We start from the raw sequence: 20,839 nt of genomic DNA on the forward strand, positions 1-20,839 counted from the left end.
ATGGGACGGGCAGGGGGCCTGGGCGGGCCCTTCCCAGGTTCTCAGAAGGACCGCATCCGGACCCTCAGGAGACCGGGTCTCATGAGGCCCGGCAGAGGATTGGACAGTCAATCATCCCATGATTCTATGATGGGGTCATGCCCGACGAGCCGCAGACCCGGACCCAGAGCCGGACGCAGACCCCCACCCGTACGGACAGCCACGCCCCGGCGGCACCTGCCGACGGCGCCGGAACCGCCCCCGCCGCGACCGCCCCGCAGCAGCAGGGGACGGTCTGGCTGGCCCGGTTCCTGGTCGTCGGGCTGGTCCTCGCCGCCCTCAACCTCCGCCCCGCCATCACCAGCCTCGGCGCCCTCCTGGAAGAGGTGCGCACCGGACTGCACATGAGCGGCGGAGTCGCCGGCGTCCTCACCTCCGTACCGCCGCTCTGCTTCGCCGTCTTCGGCATCACCGCTCCCCGCCTCGCGCGCCGCTTCGGCCCCGGAGCCGTCGTGTTCGCCGGCATGGCCGCCATCACGGCCGGCCTGGTGATCCGCCCCTTCACCGGCGGCACCGCCGCCTTCCTGGCCGCCAGCGCCCTGGCCCTGATGGGCATCGCCGTCAGCAACGTCCTGATGCCGGTGATCGTCAAGCGGTACTTCCCCGACCGCGTCGGCACCATGACGGGCCTGTACTCCATGGCCCTCGCCCTCGGCACCTCGCTCGCCGCCGCCGCGACCGTGCCCGTCACGGACGCGCTCGGCGGGAGCTGGCGCGCCGGGCTGGCCGTGTGGGCGGTCCTCGGCGCCCTCGCCGTGGTGGCCTGGCTCCCGCTCGTACGCCACCGCGGCGGCGACGCCGCCCCGGCCGGCACGGGGGAGCGCGCCGGTACGGGCCCGGCCGGAGCCGGCCGGCGGGAGGCACCCGCACCCGCCTTCCGCATCACCCGCAGCCGCACCGCCTGGGCGCTGGGCTGTTTCTTCGGCCTCCAGGCCACGGGCGCCTACATCACCATGGGCTGGATGCCCCAGATCTTCCGCGACGCCGGGGTGTCCGCCGGCACCGCCGGGGTGCTGCTCGCGGTGACCATGGTGATGGGCGTGCCGCTCGCCTTCGTCATCCCCCGGCTCGCCACCCGCATGAAGAACCAGGGCCCCATCGTCGTCGTCCTCGGCCTGTGCGGACTGAGCGGGTACGCCGGTCTCCACTTCGCCCCGGCCGCGGGGGCGTGGGCCTGGGCGCTGCTGCTCGGCGTCTCCAACTGCGCCTTCCCGCTCGCCCTCACCATGATCGGCATGCGGTCCCGGACGGGCGGGGGTGTCGTGCGCCTCTCGGCCTTCGCGCAGAGCGTCGGCTACCTGATCTCCATCCCCGGGCCCACGCTGGTCGGCGCCCTCTACGAGCACAGCGGCGGCTGGGGCACCCCGCTGGTCCTGATGATGGGGCTGATGGTGCCGCAGATGGCCGTGGGGATCATCGCCGGACGGGACCGGACGATCGAGGACGAAGCCTGAGGTGCGAGACTGGGCCCATGCAGCCCGTACTCGACCCGAACCCCCCGAACGGCCAGAAGAAGCTCCTGCTCGTGCTCGGCGCGATGCTGGCGATCGGTGTGGTCATCGGCATCATCGCCACGCTCGCCTCTCCGTGACCGGTGACCGGTGACCGGTGACCGGTCACCGCCGGGGCGGGGGTGGGGCTGGCCCCACCATCCCCTAGGGGGCCAGGGTCAGGGTCGAGTGGGTGGCTTGCCGGATGGGCCCGACAGCCCATGATCCGTAACGTGGAAGCCACTTCGACCACCACCTCGGCACCACGGACCCACGGACCCACGGAGGCTGCCATGCCGGCCCGTACGCAGCAGCGGCGGACGCCCGCCATCCCCGTCGGCCGGGCCTCCTCCGGCGGCGCCGACACCCGGCTGCCCTGGTGGTCCCTCGCCCTCCCCGTGCTCGCCTTCGCCGTGCTCTTCGGGCTCCTCACCGGGAGCGGTGAGGCACACGCGGCGGGCGGTGACCCGGCGGTCGCCCGGATCCTGGAGCAGATCCAGCACACGCTCGCGCGCTAGGCGGTGTCCTGGCGATCAGGCCGCGGCGAGGCGCGGTGCCAGGCGAGACTTCGCGGACACGATCTAGGGGCGAGCTGGTCAACACCCAGCGCCCGGCGGCGTGTTTCATGCGAAGCTGGTGAGCATGAGCGTCGATACACCCCGCAGGATCGTGCTACTCCGGCATGCGAAGGCCGACTGGCCCCAGGTGTCCGACCACGAGCGGCCGCTCGCGGAGCGAGGCCGCAAGGACGCCCCCGTGGCCGGCCGCCGGCTCGCCGAGACCGGAATCGCCTTCGACCTGGCCCTGTGCTCCACCGCGGTCAGGACCCGCGAGACCTGGAAGCTGGCGGTCCAGGAGCTGCCACAGCGCCCCAAAACCGTCTACGAGGAGCGGCTCTACGAAGCCTCACCCGGGGAGATCATCGCGCTGCTCAACGAGACCCCGGAGGACGTGAACGACCTCGTGGTCATCGGGCACAACCCGGGGATGCACGCCGTCGCCGACGCCCTCGCCGGCTCGGCCGACGGGGACACCCTGGCCCGGATGAACCAGGGCGCCTTCCCCGCCTCCGCCTTCGCCGTCGTCGGCTTCAGCGGCTCCTGGAAGTCCGTGGAGCACGGCGTGGGCAAGCTGCTGAGCTACTGGGCGCCCCACGACTAGGCCGTACCTCCGCGCGTACACGACGGAGGCCCGGACACCGAGCGGTGTCCGGGCCCTTCACCGACCCCGGGATCCTGGCCCGGGCCCGGGGCTAGTCCTGGTCGGCGTCCGCCGCCTCGACCTCTTCCCGGGTGATGCCCAGCAGGTACAGCACCGTGTCCAGGAAGGGCACGTTGACCGCGGTGTGGGCGGCCTCCCGCACCACCGGCTTGGCGTTGAAGGCCACGCCCAGGCCGGCCGTGTTCAGCATGTCCAGGTCGTTGGCCCCGTCACCGATCGCGACCGTCTGCGCGAGCGGTACGCCGGCCTCGGCGGCGAACCGGCGCAGCAGCCGCGCCTTCCCGGCCCGGTCGACTATCTCGCCGGTCACCCGGCCGGTCAGCTTGCCGTCGACGATCTCCAGCGTGTTGGCCGACGCGAAGTCCAGACCCAGCCGGACCTTCAGGTCGTCGGTGACCTGGGTGAACCCTCCCGACACCACACCGACCTGGTAGCCGAGCCGCTTCAGCGTACGGATCAGCGTGCGCGCCCCCGACGTCAGCCGGACCTCGGACCGCACCTTGTCCACCACGGACTCGTCCAGCCCCTCGAGCAGCGCCACGCGCGCGTGCAGGGACTGCTCGAAGTCGAGCTCACCGCGCATCGCCCGGGCCGTCACCTCGGCGACCTGCTCCTCGCAGCCCGCGTGCGCCGCGAACAGCTCGATCACCTCGTCCTGGATCAGCGTCGAGTCCACGTCCATGACGACCAGCCGCTGCGCCCTGCGGTGCAGGCCCGCCGACACCACCGCCACGTCCACGCCGATCTCGTGCGCCTGGGGTGCCAGCGCGGTGCGCAAGGCGCTCGTCTCCGTACCCGACACGGCGAACTCCACGGCCGTCACCGGGTACTTCGCCAGCCGGAAGACGCGGTCGATGTTGCCGCCCGTGCCGGTGATCGTGGCCGCTATGGCCGCCGTGCTCTCGGCCGTCAGCGGATGGCCCAGCACGGTGACGTGCGAGCGTCCGGAGCCGCGCGGCCGGTTGTCACCCGTACCGGAGATGATCTCCGCCTGGAGCTTCAGGGAGTCGGCCCAGCTGTGCACGGTGGCCCGCAGCTCCCCCTCGGTGCTCGCGGTCGGCTCCGTGACGAGCGCGCACAGGACGATGCGGCCACGGGTCACCACCTGTTCGATGTCGACCACGTCGACGGAGAAGGCGGCCAGGGTGTCGAACAGCCCGGCGGTGATCCCGGGGCGGTCCTTCCCGAAGATCTTGACGAGGAGAGTGGGAACGTCAGAGGTCTGCGATGCGCTCATGGTCCTCCCACCGTATCGGCCCCCGCGCGGTCGGGCGCGCCCCGTCCCGACCACCGGACACCCACCCGCCCCGCCGCGCCCCCGGCCCGCCCCCCGCGTCAGCCGCCGGGCCACCCAGGCTCCCGCGCTCCCGGCCCCGGCGGCCCGGGCGGCCCGGGAACCCCGGCTCCCGCGCTCCCGGCCCCGGCCACTCCGGCGCCTCCGGCAGCCCCGGCGGCCCCGTCCGCCCCCACGCCCACGGGCATCACGCCGACGGCCGCCCCCACCGTCACCGCGCTCGCCACCCCCGCCCCCCGACACCTCGGCGACCGGTGTCACCGAGCCACCCGTCCCGAGCACCACCACGGCCCCGTCGGCGCCGTGTCCGCGCCCAGCGGGCGCAGTGCGAGCGCCGCGCCGCCCGCCATGGCCGCCACCGCCCAGCCCGCGGCGGCGACCGAGGCCAGGATCACACCACCCCACCGGACACCCCCACCGTCGCCGCCCCCGTACACAGGACCCCGGAAGTACTCGCCATCCGTGCCGAGTTGCCCCGTTCACGTATGATCCGTACGCAGTCATGGGCTCTTGCCACCCTCGGGACGTATTTCTCCGCAGTCAACGGCACGGAGGAGCAGAGCGCCGGGGCGCCTGCGCGCTGTCTTCACACCGCCCGACTTTCGATTCCGGCTCCGGGCCTGAAATAGTTCCCCCCGATGTTCGCCATCCCTAGGCTCCCTGCACGGGGGGAACTCGGGGGACAAGTAGTGGGGCATGGAGTGCCGGAACTCGTACTGGAATTGAACGGAAGGACCTGGACTCTCGATCCGTCCAGGTCGTACACCCTCGGACGTGATCCGCAGGGCGACCTGGTGATCGACGACGCCAGGGTCTCGTGGCGGCATGCCACGGTGAGCTGGAACGGCCGTGGTTGGGTCATCGAGGACCACGGCTCCACCAACGGCACGTACGTGCAGGGCCAGCGGATCCACCAGATGGAGATCGGCCCCGGCTCCGCCGTGCACCTCGGCAACGCGACCGACGGTCCCCGGGTGAGCCTGACCGACGCTGCGGCGGCGGGCGGGGCGGGCGCGGCGGGAGCGGGCGCGTACGGCGCCCAGGCCGTCACGCCCCAGCCCCAAGCCCAGGCGCATGCCCAGGCCCCGCAGGCCGCCGCGCACCAGGCGCCGCAGCAGCAGGCCTGGCAGCAGCAGGCCCCGGCCGCCCCGCAGCAGCAGCCCCAGCAGGGCTGGCCCCAGCAGCCGCACCAGGCTCAGGCCCAGCCCCAGGCGCAGCCGCACGTCCCGCACCAGCAGTCCGGCCCGGCCGGTCACCACGGCGGCCCCGCCGGTCCCGCGGAGCCGTACCCGCGGGGCGTCCCGGGCCAGGGCGGCGGCAGCGCCCCCGCGGTCCCGCCGGTCCACGGCGAGCGCAGCCCGACCACCTTCCACCAGTTCGCGCTGGGCCGCGTCATGCGCATCGGTCGTGCGCTGGAGAACGAGCTGGTGGTCTCCGACCTCCAGGTCTCGCGCCACCACGCCGAGTTCCACGCCACGCCCGACGGCCGCTTCGAGATCCGCGACCTCGGCTCGCACAACGGCACGTACGTCAACGGCCAGCCGCTCGCCAAGTCCGGCTCCGCCCTCATCGGCCCGAACGACATCGTCGGCGTCGGTCACTCGACGTTCCGGCTCGTCGGCGACCGGCTCGAGGAGTTCGTCGACACCGGTGAGGTCTCCTTCTCGGCCCGCCACCTGACCGTCACGGTCGACGGCGGCAAGCAGATCCTGAAGGACGTCTCCTTCGGCGTCCCCGAGAAGTCGCTCGTCGCGGTCATCGGCCCGTCCGGCTCCGGCAAGTCGACGCTGCTCAAGGCGCTCACCGGCTACCGCCCGGCCAACCAGGGCGATGTCCTCTACGACAACCGGAACCTGTACAAGCAGTTCGCCGAGCTCCGCCAGCGCATCGGTCTGGTCCCGCAGGACGACATCCTGCACAAGGAGCTGACCGTCCGCACCGCGCTCAAGTACGCCGCGAAGCTCCGCTTCCCCGCGGACACCACCGCGCAGGAGCGCGAGGCGCGGATCGACGAGGTCCTGCGCGAGCTGAAGCTCGACATCCACAAGACCAAGAAGATCACCGCCCTCTCCGGCGGCCAGCGCAAGCGCGTCTCGGTGGCCCTGGAGCTGCTGACCAAGCCGTCGCTGATCTTCCTGGACGAGCCCACCTCGGGCCTCGACCCGGGCATGGACCGCGACGTCATGCAGCTCCTGCGCGGCCTGGCCGACGACGGCCGCACGGTCCTGGTCGTCACCCACTCCGTCGCCGAGCTCGCGCTCTGCGACAAGCTGCTGGTCATGGCGCCCGGTGGTTCCGTGGCGTACTTCGGCCCGCCGGAGGAGGCGCTCAACTTCTTCGGCTACGAGACGTGGGCCGACGTCTTCTCCGCCTTCGAGAACTACCGCGACTACGACTGGGCGGGCCGCTGGAAGGGCTCGCAGCACTACCAGATGTACGCGGCCGACCTCGACGCCGTCGCCCCGCAGTCCGTGGAGATGCCCCCGGCCCAGGCGATGCGCCCGCCCAAGCCGCAGGGCTGGGGCGCCCAGTTGCTGACCCTGATCCGCCGCTACCTCTCGGTCATCGCCTCCGACAAGGGCTTCATGGCCCTGATGGTGATCCTGCCGGCCGTCCTCGGCGTGGTCTCCACGCTGATCAGCTCGAACTACGGCCTCCGGCCCAGCCCGCGCGGCCCGAACGGCAGCGCCGCCACGATCCTGCTGATCCTGGCGGTGGGTGCCTGCTTCGCCGGCGCCGCCAACTCCGTACGAGAACTGATCAAGGAACGGGTCATCTACGAACGGGAACGGGCGACCGGCCTGTCACGTTCGGCGTACCTGATGTCGAAGGTGATCGTCCTCGGTCTGATCACCATCCTCCAGGGCGCGATCATCGGTGGCATCGGCTTCGGCATGCGGGACGTGCCGGACGAGGGCCTGATCTTCGGCTCCTCCCTGGTACGGCTGGAACTGAGCCTGCCGATCATGGCGCTCGGCTTCACCTCGATGATGTTCGGCCTGATCATCTCCTCGCTGGTGAAGACCGCCGAGAAGACCATGCCGCTGCTGGTGATGTTCGCGATCATCCAGGTCGTCTTCACCGGATGCCTGTTCACCCTGCACGGCCAGGTCGGCGTCAACGAGTTCTCCTACCTGATGCCGTCCCGCTGGGCGGTCGCCGCCGCCGGAACGACCGTCGAGCTCAACCGCCTGTTCCCCAACCAGGACGACCCCACCGACACGGACCCGCTGTGGGACAGCGAGGTGGGCCAGTGGATGGTCGACATGGGCGCGCTCCTGGCGCTCGGCGCCCTCTGCGGCGTGATCGTGGCGCGGCTGCTGCGCCGCCACGAGCCGGAGGTCATGCGCAAGTAGCGCACGGGGGCGGGCCCGAGGGGCACGCACACGCGCCGGAGGGCGGCACCCACGTGGGGTGCCGCCCTCCGGCGCGTGCGGACGACGGGTGCCGGCCGGCTCAGTAGGCGCTGTTCACGTTGTCCATGGAGCCGTAGCGGTCGGCCGCGTAGTTGCAGGCGGCGACGATGTTGGCGACCGGGTCGTACTGGTCGAACTTGGTGCCCGGCACGTGGTAGGTCTTGAAGGTCGGGTAGATGACCTGCAGCAGACCCTTCGAGGGGATGCCGTTGATGGCGTTGATGTCCCAGTTGTTGATCGCCCGGGGGTTACCGCTGGACTCCCGCATGATGTTGCGGTGGATGCCCTCGTAGGTACCCGGGATGTTGTGCTTCTTCATGATGTGCAGCGCCTCGCGGATCCAGCCGTCGAGGTTGTTGGCGAAGACCGGCTTGCGGGCGGCGGCGCGGCTCGCGGCGGCCTTGGCGGCGGCGCGCTTCTTCGCGGCGGCCTCGGCCTTCGCCTTCGCGGCGGCCTGCGCCTTGGCCTTCGCGGCGGCGGCGGCCTGGGCCTTCGCCTTCGCGGCGGCGGCGTCGGCCTTCGCCTTGAGCTCGATGGTCGTCTGCTGCTCGGTGATGCCGAGGTGCAGCGGCTTGGTCTGCGTGTTCATGAACGCGACCGGAGCAGCGGCGGCGGCAACGGCCTGCGGCTCCGTCTCGGCGGCGGCGTCGTTGCCCGGAACGACGGAGAACGCGAGCGCGGCGGCGCTCAGCGTGGCTACGCCGGCGAGGGAAAGCTTGTGGTTCTTCTTGAGACGGCTGAAGCCGGGGCGGGTGCTGAACGCGGACATGCAGTCGTACCTCTTCGAATCGCGGGACGTCGCAAGGCCAGGGCGGCGCTTCGCCTGCTCGGCGGGCGACGGATGCAATTCTTAGCGGCAGCAAAATCCTGGGGCAAAGGTGTGACGTACGAAGGCGCGTAGTGGATCAGCGGGTGCCGCGGAGCGCCCCAGGACCCTCCCGACACCCGCTGGGCCAGCGCTGATCTGACCTTTATGGCACCCACTAACCACTTTCGTAAGTGACCTGGGTCCTATGTGCGGGCTCACATCGAGCACGTGACGGTCTCACCTGCTGTTGCACAAGCGATGCTCTCCGTGCACCCCCTCCTGGGGGAGGATGAGGTGGACGTCGCCGAACTCGTGCCACAGGTACCGGCGCCGAAGCGCCTCGGCGTACGCACGGCCCAGCGCCTCCCTGCCCGCCACCGCCTCCAGCATCAGCAGGTGCGACGCCTCCGGCTCGTGCAGTCCGGTCAGCAGCCCGTCCACGGCCCGCACCCCGCGCCGGGGCGTGACCACCAGGTCCGTCCAGCCCTCCGCCGCCCGCACCACACCGTCCGCACCGGTCGCCGACTCCAGGGCTCGCACCGCCGTCGTCCCCACCGCCACGATCCGGCCGCCGCCCGCCCGCGCCGCCCCCACCAGCCACGCCGTGGCCGCCGGCACCTCGAACCGCTCCGGGTAGGGAGGCTCGTGCGCCTCCGCCGACGCCACCCCCGTGTGCAGCCTCACCGGCGCGAACTGCACGCCCCTGCTCACCAGCTCCGCCACCGTCCCCGCGGTGAAGGGCCGCGCCGCGCTCGGCATCTCCGCCGACCCCGCCCCGTCCCGGGACGGCCGCGCGAAGACCGTCTGGTACGCCGACAGCGGCTGGTCCCGCTCCGTGTAGCCGTACCGGATGGGACGCCCGTACCCGGCCAGCAGCCCGGGCACACCCACCGACACCGACGCCCACCACAGCCGGCCCGCCACCGGCCCGGCCGACGCCACCAGCGGCTCCTCCAGCACCAGGTGCGCGCCACCGGGCAGCCGCACCACCCCGCCCGCCGGCCCGCCCGGCCGCGGCCGCGTACTGCCCCGCCCGTCCGGGTCCCGCAGCTCCACCGACCAGCGCCCGTCGTCCCCCCGCGTCGAGAAGTGCACCACCACGGCGTCCCCGCCCAGCCGCCCGGTCACCGCCGCCGCCAGCGTCGGCGACGTGTTCACCACCAGCACGTCCCCCGCCCGCAGCAGCGCCGGCAGCTCCCGGAACGCGTGGTGCGACACGGCCGGCCCCCGCGACACCATCAGCCGTACGTCGTCCCGCCCCGCGCCCCGCTCCTCGGCCGGCACCCGGGCGGACAGCTCCTCCGGCACCCGCAGCGCCTCCAGCACGCTCATGCCTCCACCCCCACCAGCGCGGGAGCCACGTACCGCCCGCTCGCCGGCCGCTGCGCCAGCAGCCGCAGGAAACCCGGCACGACCGACTCCGGCCCCGGCCTGCCCGAGTCGTCGTCCAGGGGGACGGCGGCCCGGTACAGGTCCGTCCGCATGTCACCCGGGTCCACCGCCCACACCCGCAGCCCCGGCTCCTCGACCGCCAGGACCGCCGCCAGGTGGTCCAGCGCCGCCTTCGACGCCCCGTAACCGCCCCACGTCTCGTACGCCTCCACCGCCGCGTCCGAGCTCACCGTGATCACCGACCCCGCCGCACTCGCCCGCAACAGCCCGAGCGCCTCCCGCACCAGCCCCAGCGCGGCCACCACATTGGTCTCCAGCGCCGCCCGCAACCCCTCCGGGGACAGCGCGTCCAGCCGCACGAGCGGCTCCGCGCCCAGCGCGCTGGCATTGCTCACCAGCAGGTCCAGCCCGCCCAGCTCCCGCGCCGCCGCCACCAGGGCCGCCCGGTGCCACCCGTCCGTGACGTCCCCCGCCAGCGCCACCACCCGCGTCCCGTGCGCCCGCACCTCCCTCGCCGTCTCCTCCAGCACGGGGCCGGTCCTGGCGTCCAGCACCAGGTCCCAGCCCTGACGGGCGAGCGCGACGGCCAGCGCCCGCCCCAGTCCCTTCGACGCACCCGTGATGATCGCGACAGCCATGACACCCATCCCCTTTGTGAACCGTGACGACGTTGAACAAGCCGGTAGGAGCCGCACCGGACCGGGGCCCCTGCCGGGACGACCCGGACCGGCCGACGCCCCCAGCCTGGAACCCCGCCCCCGGCCACCGCCTCGGCCGCCGGCCCCCACCCCTCCGGGGACTTCGACCTAGGACCTCCGCCCCACCCACCGCCGTCCCCGGTCCGATACGGACCGTCACACCACGCCGGTAACGTGAACGCATGACCGATCGACCGCCCCGCTCCGGCCTCGCCGCCGTCAGCACCGCCCTGCTCGCCATGAGCAGACACCTGGAGGTGCGCGACGTCCTCAAGACGATCGTCGCCTCCGCCCGCGAGCTGCTCGACGCGGAGTACGCGGCCCTCGGCGTCCCGGACGACCACGGAGGCTTCGCCCAGTTCGTCGTGGACGGCGTCAGCGAGGAGCAGTGGAAGGCCATCGGCCCCCTGCCGCGCCAGCACGGCATCCTCGCGGCGATGCTCCACGAGGCGAAGCCCGAGCGGCTGGCCGACGTCCGCAAGGACCCCCGCTTCGAGGGCTGGCCCGCCGCCCACCCCGACATGTCCGACTTCCTGGGCCTGCCCGTCCGGGACGGCGACGAGACGATCGCCGCCCTGTTCCTCGCCAACAAGCGCTGCCCCCGGGGGCCCGCCCCCGAAGGCCGCTGCGGCTTCACCGAGGACGACGAGGAACTGCTCGGCATCCTCGCCCAGCACGCCGCGATAGCCCTCACCAACGCCCGGCTGTACGAGCGGAGCCGCGAGCTCACCATCGCCGAGGAGCGCTCGCGCCTCGCCCACGAGCTGCACGACGCGGTCAGCCAGAAGCTGTTCTCCCTCCGCCTCACCGCTCAGGCCGCCGCCGCGCTGGTGGACCGCGACCCCGGCCGCGCGAAGGGCGAGCTCCAGCAGGTCGCCGTACTCGCCGCCGAGGCCGCCGACGAGCTGCGCGCCGCCGTCGTCGAACTGCGCCCCGCCGCGCTCGACGAGGACGGCCTGGTCCACACCCTCCGCGCCCAGATACAGGTCCTGGACCGCGCCCACGGCGCGCACGTCACCTTCGACAGCTCCGGGGTACGGGCCCTGCCCGCCGCCCAGGAGGAGGCGGTCCTCCGGGTCGCCCAGGAAGCCCTGCACAACGCCCTCCGCCACTCCGGGGCCGACCGGGTCGCCGTGTCCCTCGTACGCCGCGGCCAGGGCGCCCTGCTCAGCGTCACCGACGACGGCAAGGGCTTCGAGCCCCGCTCGGTCCGCCGGGCCGGCCGCCACCTCGGCCTGGTCTCCATGCGGGACCGCGCGAGCGGCGTCGGCGGCAGGCTCACCGTCCAGTCCCGGCCCGGTGAGGGCACCACGATCGAGATGGAGGTCCCCGGTGGCTGACAAGACGATCCGCGTCCTGCTGGTCGACGACCACCAGGTGGTCCGGCGCGGGCTGCGCACCTTCCTGGAGGTCCAGGACGACATCGAGGTCGTGGGGGAGGCCGCCGACGGCACGGAGGGCGTGGCCCGTGCCGAGGAGCTCCGCCCGGACGTCGTCCTGATGGACGTCAAGATGCCCGGCATGGACGGCATCGAGGCGCTCCGCAAGCTCCGCGAGCTGGCCAACCCGGCCAAGGTCCTGATCGTCACCAGCTTCACCGAGCAGCGCACGGTGATCCCCGCGCTCCGGGCCGGGGCCTCCGGCTACGTCTACAAGGACGTCGACCCGGACGCGCTGGCCGGCGCCATCCGCTCCGTGCACGCCGGGCACGTACTGCTCCAGCCGGAAGCGGCCGTGGCGCTCCTCTCCCAGGAGGAGACCAACGGCGGCACGGGCCGCGGCACCACCCTGACCGAGCGGGAGCGCGAGGTCCTCGGCCTGATCGCCGACGGCCGCTCCAACCGCGAGATCGCGCGGGCACTGGTCCTCTCCGAGAAGACCGTCAAGACGCACGTCTCGAACATCCTGATGAAGCTGGACCTCGCCGACCGCACCCAGGCCGCGCTCTGGGCGGTCCGCCACGGCCTGACCGGCTGAGTCAAGGGGAGGCCCGGCACCGGTCCGAGATTCATACTGTCGGGTGTATGTCACCCACTCGGCGCAACCCGGGCGCCGCGTGGCCGTTCTCCATGGCGTGCCGCGGTGACCGCCGCGGCGGTAGTCGACGGAGGATGGACGAAGTGAAGAACCTGAAGAAGGCCGCAGCCGTCACCATGGTCGCCGGCGGCCTCGTCGCCGCCGCCGCGGGCGCCGCGTCCGCCAGCAGCGGTGCCCACGCGGACGGCGCGGCCATCGGCTCCCCCGGCGTCGCCTCCGGCAACCTGGTCCAGGTCCCGGTCCACGTCCCGGTGAACGTCTCGGGCAACAGCGTCAATGTGATCGGCCTGCTCAACCCGGCCTTCGGCAACACCGCCGTCAACCACTGACGCCCCGGCCCCCAGCCCCACCTGGGGGCCGCCCCTCAGCCAGGGCCCCACGGCCCTCGGCCCGCACGGTGCGGGGCGGTGGGTCGGCCGATAGCCAGGCCCCGGCCGTCGGCCGAGGCAGCCCCCGCCCCACCCGGGGCGCTGCCCCTCCCCGGCGACGCCACGAGCCGTGACTCGCCCGGGCCCTCGGCTCCGGCCCACGCCCGCCGGACGAGGCCGCCACGCCTCTCGGAGCCCAGCCGAAGCCGGCCTGGGGCCCGACCGCCGGCGAATGCCCGCCCGACAGAAGCCGACCAGCCGAAGGCCCCGTCCCGCCCGCCCGGCGGCCCAGCCAGGCGAAGCGGCAGTCTTAAACCCCCGCCACCGGCCGCCCGGCCCCACCCCCGAGGTCCCGCCCCCAGGCCCCGCCTCAGCCCCGCTCGCGCTCCTCCACCCAGGCGTTGAACGCGGCCACCTGCGCCCGCCGGGCCACCCGCTCCACCGGCCGCAGGGCCTCGGCGCGGGCGGCCATCTCCGACGCGCTCACCGCCCCGCCGTGCGCACCCCCCGTCCCGTACGCGGGGGAGTGGGCGAGCGACACCAGCAACCCCACCCGCTGCGCCAGCTCCAGGACCCGCACCGCGCGCGGCGGGTACCCCGGCGCCAGCACCTCACGACCCGCCTCCGCCCGCGCCCGGTACGCGTCCAGCGCCGCCTCCGCCACCGGGCCCGACGCCGCCACGTTCAGCCGCGTCAGCACCACCGTCGCGTCGCGCAGCGCCTCCGCCAGCTCCCGCTCCGCCTCCCCGAGCGACGGCACGTCCGCCGGCGGGGCCTCCCGGACCGGAAGGCAGTGCCACACCACCTCCACGTGCACGTCGTCCACGGGTCCCGCCTCGTACACCTCGGGTACGAGGCCGAAAGCCGCCCCGTACCCGACGACCGCCTCCTCGGCCTCCAGCGCCCGCGCGTTGAAAGCCGGCGGCCCGCTCAGCCCCAGCGGGTGCCCCGGCGCCGGGAGCGCCACCCGCCACCCCTTCACCCCGAGCGTCCGCAGCCGCCCGAGCGCCAGCGTCAGACCGACCGGCCTCTCCTCGCCCGGCAGCCCCTCCACCCGGTGCACGGCATCGTCCCCGACAATCGCGAGCACGGCCTCATCCGGCGACACCATCCCGGCCAGCAGGGCGTTCCCCCATGCGGCCAACCGTCCTGAACGTGGTTCCGAAAGCATCCCCCCACCCTAGGCACTGCCGACCGGCCACTGTCCGGAACCGGCCCTAAGGACCGACCCCCGTCACCGGTGGCGTAGGTTTTCCCCTGGAGCTTCGCCCGCCGGCGCAAGCGACGACGAGACTCGACCGCATAGGGGAGACAACGCGCTCATGAGCGATGTACTGGAGCTGGTGGACGTATCCGTGGTCCGCGACGGACGCGCTCTGGTGGACGACGTCTCCTGGTCGGTCAAGGAGGGCGAGCGCTGGGTCATCCTCGGCCCCAACGGCGCCGGCAAGACCACCCTCCTCAACCTCGCGTCCAGCTACCTCTTCCCGAGCTCCGGAACCGCCCGCATCCTGGGGGACCTGCTCGGCAAGGTGGACGTCTTCGAGCTGCGCCCCCGCATCGGCATGGCCGGCATCGCGATGGCCGACAAGCTGCCCAAGCGGCAGACCGTCCTCGAGACCGTGCTCACCGCCGCGTACGGCATGACCGCCACCTGGCGCGAGGACTACGACGCCATCGACGAGGACCGCGCCCGCGCCTTCCTCGACCGCCTCGGCATGACGGAGTTCCTCGACCGCCGGTTCGGCACCCTCTCCGAGGGCGAACGCAAGCGCACCCTCATCGCCCGCGCGATGATGACCGACCCCGAGCTGCTGCTCCTCGACGAGCCCGCCGCCGGCCTCGACCTCGGTGGCCGCGAGGACCTCGTCCGCCGCCTCGGACGCCTCGCCCGCGACCCGTACGCCCCGTCCATGGTCATGGTCACCCACCACGTCGAGGAGATCCCCCCGGGCTTCACCCACGTGCTGATGATCCGTCAGGGCAAGGTCCTCGCCGCCGGCCCGATCGAGATGGAGCTGACCAGCCGCAACCTCTCGCACTGCTTCGGCCTGCCCCTCGTCGTCGAACGCGTCGGCGACCGCTACACCGCCCAGGGCCTGCCCCTCTCCTGACCCCGCGGGCCTCCGCGGCCCCCAAGGCCCCCCGACCGGCCGCGGACCCCCCAACGGCAGCGCCACGGCCCCCTGGTGGCCTCGGAGCAACCCCGGCGCCCCACCGCGCCCTGTCCGCGACCCGACGCACGGTCCTACCATGACCAGGTGGACATCGACGCATGGGTCTGGTGGCTGATCGGCGCGGTGGGACTCGGCATCCCGCTCGTCCTGACGGCGATGCCGGAATTCGGAATGCTGTCCGTCGGAGCGGTCGCCGGCGCCCTCACCGCGGGCCTCGGCTTCGGCATGGTCGCCCAAGTGGTGGTCTTCGCCGCCGTCTCCGTCGCCCTCATCGCGGTGGTACGCCCCATCGCCGCCCGTCACCGCGACGGACGGCCACAACTGGCCACCAACATCGATGCGCTGAGAGGCCGCCGGGCCGTCGTGCTCGAACGCGTCGACGGCAGCGGCGGCCGCATCAAACTCGCCGGCGAGATCTGGTCCGCCCGCACCCTCGACGGCGACCAGGCCTTCGAACCGGGACAGCAGGTCGACGTGGTCGAGATCGACGGGGCCACCGCCGTGGTGATGTGATGGGCGGTCAGACATGACGGCCACGCGCCGCAACCCGGTCAACTCCCGCGGAACGGCGCACGCGACGGCCCGCCGTCTGCGAAACTCGATCATCGAACCACACCGGCAACGAACCGGCAGACAACCGGCAGCGAAGGGCACGGGGAACACACGATGCCATCAGTCATCATCGTCCTGGTCATCCTGGTGGTGCTCGTCTTCATCGCCCTGATCAAGACGATCCAGGTCATCCCGCAGGCCAGCGCCGCCATCGTCGAGCGCTTCGGCCGCTACACCCGCACCCTCAACGCGGGACTGAACATCGTCGTCCCGTTCATCGACTCGATCCGCAACCGGATCGACCTGCGCGAACAGGTCGTCCCCTTCCCGCCCCAACCGGTGATCACCCAGGACAACCTGGTCGTGAACATCGACACCGTCATCTACTACCAGGTGACCGACGCCCGCGCCGCGACCTACGAGGTCGCCAGCTACATCCAGGCGATCGAGCAGCTCACCGTCACCACCCTCCGCAACATCATCGGCGGCATGGACCTGGAGCGGACCCTCACCTCCCGCGAGGAGATCAACGCGGCCCTCCGCGGCGTCCTCGACGAAGCCACCGGCAAGTGGGGCATCCGCGTCAACCGCGTCGAGCTCAAGGCCATCGAGCCGCCCACCTCCATCCAGGACTCGATGGAGAAGCAGATGCGCGCCGACCGCGACAAGCGCGCCGCGATCCTCACCGCCGAGGGCATCCGGCAGTCGCAGATCCTCACCGCCGAGGGCGAGAAGCAGTCCGCCATCCTCCGCGCCGAGGGTGAGGCCAAGGCCGCCGCCCTCCGTGCCGAGGGCGAGGCCCAGGCCGTCCGTACGGTCTTCGAAGCCATCCACGCCGGTGACCCCGACCAGAAGCTCCTCTCCTACCAGTACCTCCAGATGCTCCCGAAGATCGCCGAAGGCGACGCCAACAAGCTCTGGATCGTCCCCAGCGAGATCGGCGACGCCCTCAAGGGCCTCTCCGGCGCCTTCGGCAACCTCGGCAACGGCACCCCCGGCTTCAACACCGGCGGCACCGGCACCGGCAAGGAACGCCCCCCGGCACAGCGACGCGAAGAGCCCCCCGTCGACTGACCCGCCCCACCCTTCGTGCATGATCAGTGCACCAAGCACGGATCCGCCGAGCACCGATCCTGTACGAAGGGCACAGCGTGACGATCTGGGAGATGCTCGCCGTCCTCGCCGCGGGCGTCGGCGCCGGCACGATCAACACCATCGTCGGATCGGGAACGCTGATCACGTTCCCGGTCCTGGTCGCCACCGGCCTCCCGCCGGTCACCGCCACCGTCTCCAACGCCCTCGGCCTGATCCCCGGCTCCATCAGCGGGGCCATCGGCTACCGCGCCGAACTCACCGGACAGCGCCGCCGCATCCTGCGCCTCGGTGCCGCCGCCGCGACCGGAGGACTCTGCGGAGCCGTACTGCTCCTCCTCCTGCCCGCCACCGCCTTCGAGACCATCGTCCCGGTCCTGGTCGCGCTCGCCCTGCTGCTGGTCATCCTGCAACCCCGCATCTCCAAGGCCGTCCAGCGCCGCCGCGACCGGGAAGGCACCCCCGGCAACCCCGACGGCGGCCCGCTCCTCGTCACCGGCCTCCTCCTCGCCAGCGTCTACGGCGGCTACTTCACCGCCGCGCAGGGGATCATCTACCTCTCCCTGATGGGCATGCTGCTCGACGACAGCCTCCAGCGCCTCAACGCGACCAAGAACATCCTCGCGGCCGTCGTCAACACCATCGCCGCGCTCTTCTTCCTCTTCGCCGCCCGCTTCGACTGGACGGCGGTCCTGCTCATCGCCGTGGGCTCCACCATCGGCGGCCAGATCGGCGCCAAGGTCGGCCGCCGGCTCCCGCCCACCGCGCTGCGCGCGGTGATCATCGCCGTGGGTATCCTCGCGATCATCCAACTCACCGTCAGGAGATGACCCCATGGCACTGGAGATGCGAGGCACCTGCGAGCGGTGCGGAACACCGCTGTCCACCACCGGCACCGCGTACATCTGCAGCTACGAGTGCACCTTCTGCCAGGCCTGTACGACGGCGATGACGCACGCCTGCCCGAACTGCGGCGGGAACCTCGTCCGCCGCCCCGTACGCGAAGAGCCCGCCCCCTCCTGACGGACGGGACGGGCTCCCCTCACACCCCGCGGCTCACGCGGCCGCCGAGGACAGCCACTCGGGCAGCTCCGCCCGGTCGCGCACCCCGAGCGCCAGCAGCATCGCGTCCGCCGGCGACGGGACGAACGGCTGGTGCAGCAGCGGCATCCCCGCCTGCTCCGGCGTCCGGTCCGCTTTGCGGTGATTGTCCTCCGCGCAGGACGCCACCGTGTTCAGCCAGTTGTCCCCGCCACCCTGCGCCCGCGGCACCACGTGGTCCACGGTCGTCGCGCGTCTCCCGCAGTACGCGCACCGGTGCTGGTCCCGCACCAGCACACCCCGCCTCGACCACGGGGCCTGTCTTCGGAACGGCACCCGGACGTACCTGCACAACCTGATCACCCGCGGCACCGGCAGTTCGAGGGCGGCCGCCCGCATGCGCAGACGAGGATGCTCCTGCTCGACGACGGCCTTGTCCTGGAGCACCAGGACCACCGCACGGTTCAGCGTCACCGTCGACAGCGGCTCGAAGCTCGCGTTGAGCACCAGCGTGTCCCGCATCCTGCCCACCTCCCGTGTGCCGGCCCCGCCCTCATGGCGGGCCTGGGGCTGGGGACCAACTCTGGCCGGGCGCGCCGGGTTGGACAACGCAATATCCGTGCGCAACGAAAGATGCCCGCTCCTGATCTCTCCAAGACCAGGAGCGGGCAAACAAAAAGCGAACGGTCAGCTTTCCGCCGGCTCGGCGTAGTGACCGACCAACTGCGCCCGCGCCAGCGTGTGGAAACGCAGGTTGAACCCGACCACGGCGGGCGAGGCGTCCGCGTCCGGCCCGAGCTTCTCGGTGTCCACCGCGTACACGGTGAACACGTAACGGTGGTCCTCCCCGGCCGGCGGCGCCGCCCCGCCGAAGTCCCTCGTCCCGTAGTCGTTGCGGACGTGCACCGCCCCCTCGGGCAGCCCCTCGAACTTCCCGCCGCCCGCGCCCGCCGGCAGCTCGGTGACCGTCGCCGGGAGGTCGAACAGCACCCAGTGCCAGAACCCGCTCCCGGTCGGCGCGTCCGGGTCGAAGCACGTCACCGCGAAGCTCTTGGTCTCCGCCGGGAACCCTTCCCACCGCAGGTGCGGCGAGGTGTTCCCCTTCGCCTGGACCTGTGCGTCCGCCAGTACGGCCCCCTCCGCGACGTCGTCGCTCACCACGGTGAACGACGGCACCCGCGGATGGAAGTCGTGGGGAAGCGGTGCCCTCTTCTCGCCCTGGGTCACGCCAGAACCTCCGTTTCGCTGTTGTTCCTATCGGCTCCGCCGAGCCTAGGTCGGGTCCGCGAAGTCTCGTCCGGTCCGCCCTCCGGGCGGACGCCGATACTTTCCGGACACTCCCTAGAGCCAGTTGCGGCGCCCACCGACGTCGGCGAGCCACTGGTTGAGGTACGCAGCCCAGTCCGTGTTCCGGAAGTCGTGCAGCCCCACCGTGAACGCCCGGTACGAGTCGCTGCCCTCGCTGAACAGCCCCGGCTTCTTGTCCATCTCCAGAACGACGTCCATCTCGCGCTCGTCCGCGACGAACGTCAGCTCGACCTGGTTCAGCCCCCGGTACTGCTGCGGCGGCAGGAACTCGATCTCCTGGTAGAACGGCAGCTTCTGCCGCGTCCCGCGGATGTGCCCGCGCTCCATGTCCGCGCTCTTGAAGCGGAAGCCGAGCTGGATGAAGGCGTCCAGGATGGCCTGCTGGGCCGGCAGCGGGTGCACGTTGATCGCGTCCAGGTCACTGGAGTCCACGGCCCGCGCGATCTCCAGTTCCGTGGAGACCCCGATGTCCATCCCGCGAAGCTGCTGACCGGCGATGGTGGTCACCGGCGTCTCCCAGGGGATCTCCAGCCCGAACGGCACCACGTGCACCGCCCCGGCCCGCACCTCGAAGGCCCCGCCGAGCCGCACCTTGGTGAATTCGACGTCCTGCTTGTACTCCTGGTCACCGCCCTCGACCTCGACGCGGGCCTGGAGACCGACCGACAGCCCCTCGATCCGCTGGTCGACCGAACCGCCCTGGATGCGCACCTCTCCCTGGACGACACCACCGGGCACGACGTTCGCCTCGGTGAGCACCGTCTCCACCGAGGCGCCGCCCGCACCCAGGCTCGCGAGCAGCTTCTTGAACCCCATGTTCACTCCTTATCCGGATCCTGACCCCTACATACGCGCATACGCCCAGGGACCGCGGCCGGTTCCCAGTACGCTCGTACGACATGATCGAGAGCTCCGACCGTACGCCGCTGCCCCGGGACTTCTTCGACCGCCCCGTACTGGAGGTCGCCCCCGACCTCCTCGGCCGCACCTTGGTACGCACGACGGACGACGGCCCCATCGAGCTCCGCCTCACCGAGGTGGAGGCCTACGCGGGCGAGGCCGACCCAGGCTCCCACGCCTTCCGCGGCCGCACCGCCCGCAACGCCGTCATGTTCGGCCCGCCCGGTCACGCGTACGTCTACTTCACCTACGGCATGTGGCACTGCCTGAACCTGGTCTGCGGTCCCGAAGGCTCCGCGAGCGGTGTCCTGCTCCGCGCCGGCGAGATCCAGGTCGGCCAGGAGCTCGCCCGCAAACGCCGGCTGTCCGCCCGGTACGACAAGGAACTGGCCAAGGGCCCCGCCCGGCTCGCCACCGCCCTCGACGTCGACCGCACCCTGGACGGCACTGACGCCTGCGCCGGCCCGGACTCGGCCCTCACCGTCCTGACCGGTGACCCCGTCCCGTCCGACCAGGTCCGCAACGGCCCCCGCACCGGTGTCGGCGGCGACGGTGCCACCCACCCCTGGCGCTTCTGGATCGAGGGCGACCCCACCGTCAGCCCCTACCGGGCCCACGCGCCCCGCCGGAAGAGGACTTGACTCGAGGGACGGAAGCGCCTAATGTCTACCGAGCTGCAAGAGCTGGGCCTGCCGTTCCAGGCACCCCAGGGGCAGCCATCCACCACCTAAGATCGAACTCCCACAATGGGTCTGATTTTCGGCATGTCCGGAATGAAATCCAGCGGCCCGATTATGAGCCGTCAGGGAAATGGTCTAAAGTGGTGGAGCGCCGAAAGGCAAAGGCCCTCCAACGGCCACCGGAAACAGAATCCGAACCGGAAACGGAACGGAAAACGGATCTGGTAAGGTTGGAAACACGAAATACCGAAGGGAAGCGCCCGGAGGAAAGCCCGAGAGGGTGAGTACGAAGGAAGCGTCCGTTCCTTGAGAACTCAACAGCGTGC

At 72.1% G+C, this 20,839-nt stretch carries 22 protein-coding genes; 14 read left to right on the plus strand and 8 right to left on the minus strand.

Features of this window, described 5'->3' with window-relative positions:
- The first annotated feature begins 137 nt into the window (after positions 1–137).
- The 4 genes from ACF068_RS24345 to ACF068_RS24360 all read left to right on the plus strand — a co-directional run bounded on the left by ACF068_RS24345 (position 138) and on the right by ACF068_RS24360 (position 2,690).
- Positions 138–1,493, plus strand: a complete 1,356-nt coding sequence (locus ACF068_RS24345; RefSeq protein ID WP_392276391.1) for a CynX/NimT family MFS transporter — start codon at positions 138–140, stop codon at positions 1,491–1,493.
- Between the two features lie 17 nt (positions 1,494–1,510).
- Positions 1,511–1,630 carry an SGM_5486 family transporter-associated protein gene (locus ACF068_RS24350; protein ID WP_392276392.1) on the plus strand — a complete coding sequence of 40 codons (120 nt, stop codon included), beginning with the start codon at positions 1,511–1,513 and terminating at the stop codon, positions 1,628–1,630.
- A 192-nt stretch (positions 1,631–1,822) separates the two neighbouring features.
- Positions 1,823–2,047: a hypothetical protein gene (locus ACF068_RS24355; RefSeq protein WP_392276393.1), complete on the plus strand. Its 225-nt coding sequence runs from the start codon at positions 1,823–1,825 to the stop codon at positions 2,045–2,047.
- A 124-nt stretch (positions 2,048–2,171) separates the two neighbouring features.
- Positions 2,172–2,690 carry a SixA phosphatase family protein gene (locus ACF068_RS24360; RefSeq protein WP_392276394.1) on the plus strand — a complete coding sequence of 173 codons (519 nt, stop codon included), beginning with the start codon at positions 2,172–2,174 and terminating at the stop codon, positions 2,688–2,690.
- A 91-nt stretch (positions 2,691–2,781) separates the two neighbouring features.
- Here ACF068_RS24360 and serB read toward each other — a convergent pair whose 3' ends face one another.
- Complete coding sequence (gene serB, locus ACF068_RS24365; protein WP_392276395.1) at positions 2,782–3,987, minus strand: phosphoserine phosphatase SerB; 1,206 nt, start codon at positions 3,985–3,987, stop codon at positions 2,782–2,784.
- Between the two features lie 758 nt (positions 3,988–4,745).
- Between serB and ACF068_RS24370 the strand changes: the two genes are divergently transcribed.
- The gene (locus tag ACF068_RS24370; RefSeq protein ID WP_392276396.1) at positions 4,746–7,400 is read left to right on the plus strand and encodes an FHA domain-containing protein; all 2,655 of its coding nucleotides are present in this window, start codon (positions 4,746–4,748) and stop codon (positions 7,398–7,400) included.
- Between the two features lie 100 nt (positions 7,401–7,500).
- On the opposite strand, the gene ACF068_RS24375 is transcribed toward ACF068_RS24370, so the two are convergent.
- The 3 genes from ACF068_RS24375 to ACF068_RS24385 form a co-directional block, all read right to left on the minus strand.
- The gene (locus ACF068_RS24375) at positions 7,501–8,229 is read right to left on the minus strand and encodes a transglycosylase SLT domain-containing protein (protein WP_392276397.1); all 729 of its coding nucleotides are present in this window, start codon (positions 8,227–8,229) and stop codon (positions 7,501–7,503) included.
- 276 nt (positions 8,230–8,505) lie between these two features.
- Entirely contained in the window at positions 8,506–9,600 is a 1,095-nt protein-coding gene (locus ACF068_RS24380; RefSeq protein ID WP_392276398.1) for an S-adenosylmethionine:tRNA ribosyltransferase-isomerase, read from the minus strand.
- Positions 9,597–10,298 (minus strand): SDR family NAD(P)-dependent oxidoreductase, encoded by a 702-nt coding sequence (locus ACF068_RS24385; protein ID WP_392276399.1) that lies wholly within the window; start codon positions 10,296–10,298, stop codon positions 9,597–9,599. The genes ACF068_RS24380 and ACF068_RS24385 overlap by 4 nt, the downstream gene beginning before the upstream one ends.
- Before the next feature lie 242 nt (positions 10,299–10,540).
- On the opposite strand from ACF068_RS24385, the gene ACF068_RS24390 reads away from it, so the two are divergent.
- From ACF068_RS24390 to ACF068_RS24400, 3 genes are all read left to right on the plus strand, one after another.
- Entirely contained in the window at positions 10,541–11,698 is a 1,158-nt protein-coding gene (locus ACF068_RS24390) for a GAF domain-containing sensor histidine kinase (RefSeq protein WP_392276400.1), read from the plus strand.
- A complete protein-coding gene (locus ACF068_RS24395) occupies positions 11,691–12,335 on the plus strand; it encodes a response regulator (RefSeq protein ID WP_392276401.1) in 645 nt (214 codons plus the stop codon). Before ACF068_RS24390 ends, ACF068_RS24395 begins: the two co-directional genes overlap by 8 nt.
- A gap of 143 nt (positions 12,336–12,478) precedes the next feature.
- Positions 12,479–12,724, plus strand: a complete 246-nt coding sequence (locus ACF068_RS24400) for a chaplin (protein ID WP_064072640.1) — start codon at positions 12,479–12,481, stop codon at positions 12,722–12,724.
- 409 nt (positions 12,725–13,133) lie between these two features.
- Here the strand turns inward: ACF068_RS24400 and ACF068_RS24405 are convergent, their stop codons facing one another.
- Complete coding sequence (locus ACF068_RS24405; protein WP_392276402.1) at positions 13,134–13,934, minus strand: hypothetical protein; 801 nt, start codon at positions 13,932–13,934, stop codon at positions 13,134–13,136.
- 151 nt (positions 13,935–14,085) lie between these two features.
- Here ACF068_RS24405 and ACF068_RS24410 point away from each other — a divergent pair, with 151 nt between their 5' ends.
- The 5 genes from ACF068_RS24410 (at position 14,086) to ACF068_RS24430 (ending at position 17,607) form a co-directional block, all read left to right on the plus strand.
- The gene (locus tag ACF068_RS24410) at positions 14,086–14,877 is read left to right on the plus strand and encodes an ABC transporter ATP-binding protein (protein WP_392276403.1); all 792 of its coding nucleotides are present in this window, start codon (positions 14,086–14,088) and stop codon (positions 14,875–14,877) included.
- A gap of 147 nt (positions 14,878–15,024) precedes the next feature.
- A complete protein-coding gene (locus tag ACF068_RS24415) occupies positions 15,025–15,453 on the plus strand; it encodes an NfeD family protein (protein WP_392276404.1) in 429 nt (142 codons plus the stop codon).
- Between the two features lie 153 nt (positions 15,454–15,606).
- Positions 15,607–16,566: an SPFH domain-containing protein gene (locus ACF068_RS24420; RefSeq protein ID WP_392276405.1), complete on the plus strand. Its 960-nt coding sequence runs from the start codon at positions 15,607–15,609 to the stop codon at positions 16,564–16,566.
- Positions 16,567–16,643: 77 nt separating this feature from the next.
- Entirely contained in the window at positions 16,644–17,414 is a 771-nt protein-coding gene (locus tag ACF068_RS24425) for a sulfite exporter TauE/SafE family protein (RefSeq protein WP_392276406.1), read from the plus strand.
- Positions 17,415–17,418: 4 nt separating this feature from the next.
- Entirely contained in the window at positions 17,419–17,607 is a 189-nt protein-coding gene (locus ACF068_RS24430) for a DUF1272 domain-containing protein (RefSeq protein ID WP_392276407.1), read from the plus strand.
- A 33-nt stretch (positions 17,608–17,640) separates the two neighbouring features.
- Here ACF068_RS24430 and ACF068_RS24435 read toward each other — a convergent pair whose 3' ends face one another.
- The 3 genes from ACF068_RS24435 to ACF068_RS24445 all read right to left on the minus strand — a co-directional run bounded on the left by ACF068_RS24435 (position 17,641) and on the right by ACF068_RS24445 (position 19,749).
- A complete protein-coding gene (locus tag ACF068_RS24435; protein ID WP_392276408.1) occupies positions 17,641–18,147 on the minus strand; it encodes an HNH endonuclease in 507 nt (168 codons plus the stop codon).
- A 165-nt stretch (positions 18,148–18,312) separates the two neighbouring features.
- The gene (locus ACF068_RS24440) at positions 18,313–18,852 is read right to left on the minus strand and encodes a YbhB/YbcL family Raf kinase inhibitor-like protein (protein WP_392276409.1); all 540 of its coding nucleotides are present in this window, start codon (positions 18,850–18,852) and stop codon (positions 18,313–18,315) included.
- Positions 18,853–18,966: 114 nt separating this feature from the next.
- A complete protein-coding gene (locus ACF068_RS24445) occupies positions 18,967–19,749 on the minus strand; it encodes a sporulation protein (RefSeq protein WP_392276410.1) in 783 nt (260 codons plus the stop codon).
- A gap of 83 nt (positions 19,750–19,832) precedes the next feature.
- On the opposite strand from ACF068_RS24445, the gene ACF068_RS24450 reads away from it, so the two are divergent.
- A complete protein-coding gene (locus ACF068_RS24450; protein WP_392276411.1) occupies positions 19,833–20,474 on the plus strand; it encodes a DNA-3-methyladenine glycosylase in 642 nt (213 codons plus the stop codon).
- Positions 20,475–20,839: the final 365 nt, after the last annotated feature.

Origin of the sequence: Streptomyces sp. NPDC016309 (assembly GCF_043077235.1) — a bacterium.
GTDB lineage: Bacteria > Actinomycetota > Actinomycetes > Streptomycetales > Streptomycetaceae > Streptomyces.

What these genes read in the sequence shown, in the direction of transcription:
- ACF068_RS24360 (WP_392276394.1), top strand. Translation starts at nt 2,172, where the DNA reads ATGAGCGTCGATACACCCCGCAGGATCGTGCTACTCCGGCATGCGAAG.
- ACF068_RS24410 (WP_392276403.1), top strand. Translation starts at nt 14,086, where the DNA reads ATGAGCGATGTACTGGAGCTGGTGGACGTATCCGTGGTCCGCGACGGA.
- serB (WP_392276395.1), bottom strand. Translation starts at nt 3,987, where the DNA reads ATGAGCGCATCGCAGACCTCTGACGTTCCCACTCTCCTCGTCAAGATC.
- ACF068_RS24450 (WP_392276411.1), top strand. Translation starts at nt 19,833, where the DNA reads ATGATCGAGAGCTCCGACCGTACGCCGCTGCCCCGGGACTTCTTCGAC.
- ACF068_RS24355 (WP_392276393.1), top strand. Translation starts at nt 1,823, where the DNA reads ATGCCGGCCCGTACGCAGCAGCGGCGGACGCCCGCCATCCCCGTCGGC.
- ACF068_RS24405 (WP_392276402.1), bottom strand. Translation starts at nt 13,934, where the DNA reads ATGCTTTCGGAACCACGTTCAGGACGGTTGGCCGCATGGGGGAACGCC.
- ACF068_RS24345 (WP_392276391.1), top strand. Translation starts at nt 138, where the DNA reads ATGCCCGACGAGCCGCAGACCCGGACCCAGAGCCGGACGCAGACCCCC.
- ACF068_RS24420 (WP_392276405.1), top strand. Translation starts at nt 15,607, where the DNA reads ATGCCATCAGTCATCATCGTCCTGGTCATCCTGGTGGTGCTCGTCTTC.
- ACF068_RS24350 (WP_392276392.1), top strand. Translation starts at nt 1,511, where the DNA reads ATGCAGCCCGTACTCGACCCGAACCCCCCGAACGGCCAGAAGAAGCTC.
- ACF068_RS24380 (WP_392276398.1), bottom strand. Translation starts at nt 9,600, where the DNA reads ATGAGCGTGCTGGAGGCGCTGCGGGTGCCGGAGGAGCTGTCCGCCCGG.
- ACF068_RS24385 (WP_392276399.1), bottom strand. Translation starts at nt 10,298, where the DNA reads ATGGCTGTCGCGATCATCACGGGTGCGTCGAAGGGACTGGGGCGGGCG.
- ACF068_RS24430 (WP_392276407.1), top strand. Translation starts at nt 17,419, where the DNA reads ATGGCACTGGAGATGCGAGGCACCTGCGAGCGGTGCGGAACACCGCTG.
- ACF068_RS24445 (WP_392276410.1), bottom strand. Translation starts at nt 19,749, where the DNA reads ATGGGGTTCAAGAAGCTGCTCGCGAGCCTGGGTGCGGGCGGCGCCTCG.
- ACF068_RS24390 (WP_392276400.1), top strand. Translation starts at nt 10,541, where the DNA reads ATGACCGATCGACCGCCCCGCTCCGGCCTCGCCGCCGTCAGCACCGCC.
- ACF068_RS24375 (WP_392276397.1), bottom strand. Translation starts at nt 8,229, where the DNA reads ATGTCCGCGTTCAGCACCCGCCCCGGCTTCAGCCGTCTCAAGAAGAAC.
- ACF068_RS24435 (WP_392276408.1), bottom strand. Translation starts at nt 18,147, where the DNA reads ATGCGGGACACGCTGGTGCTCAACGCGAGCTTCGAGCCGCTGTCGACG.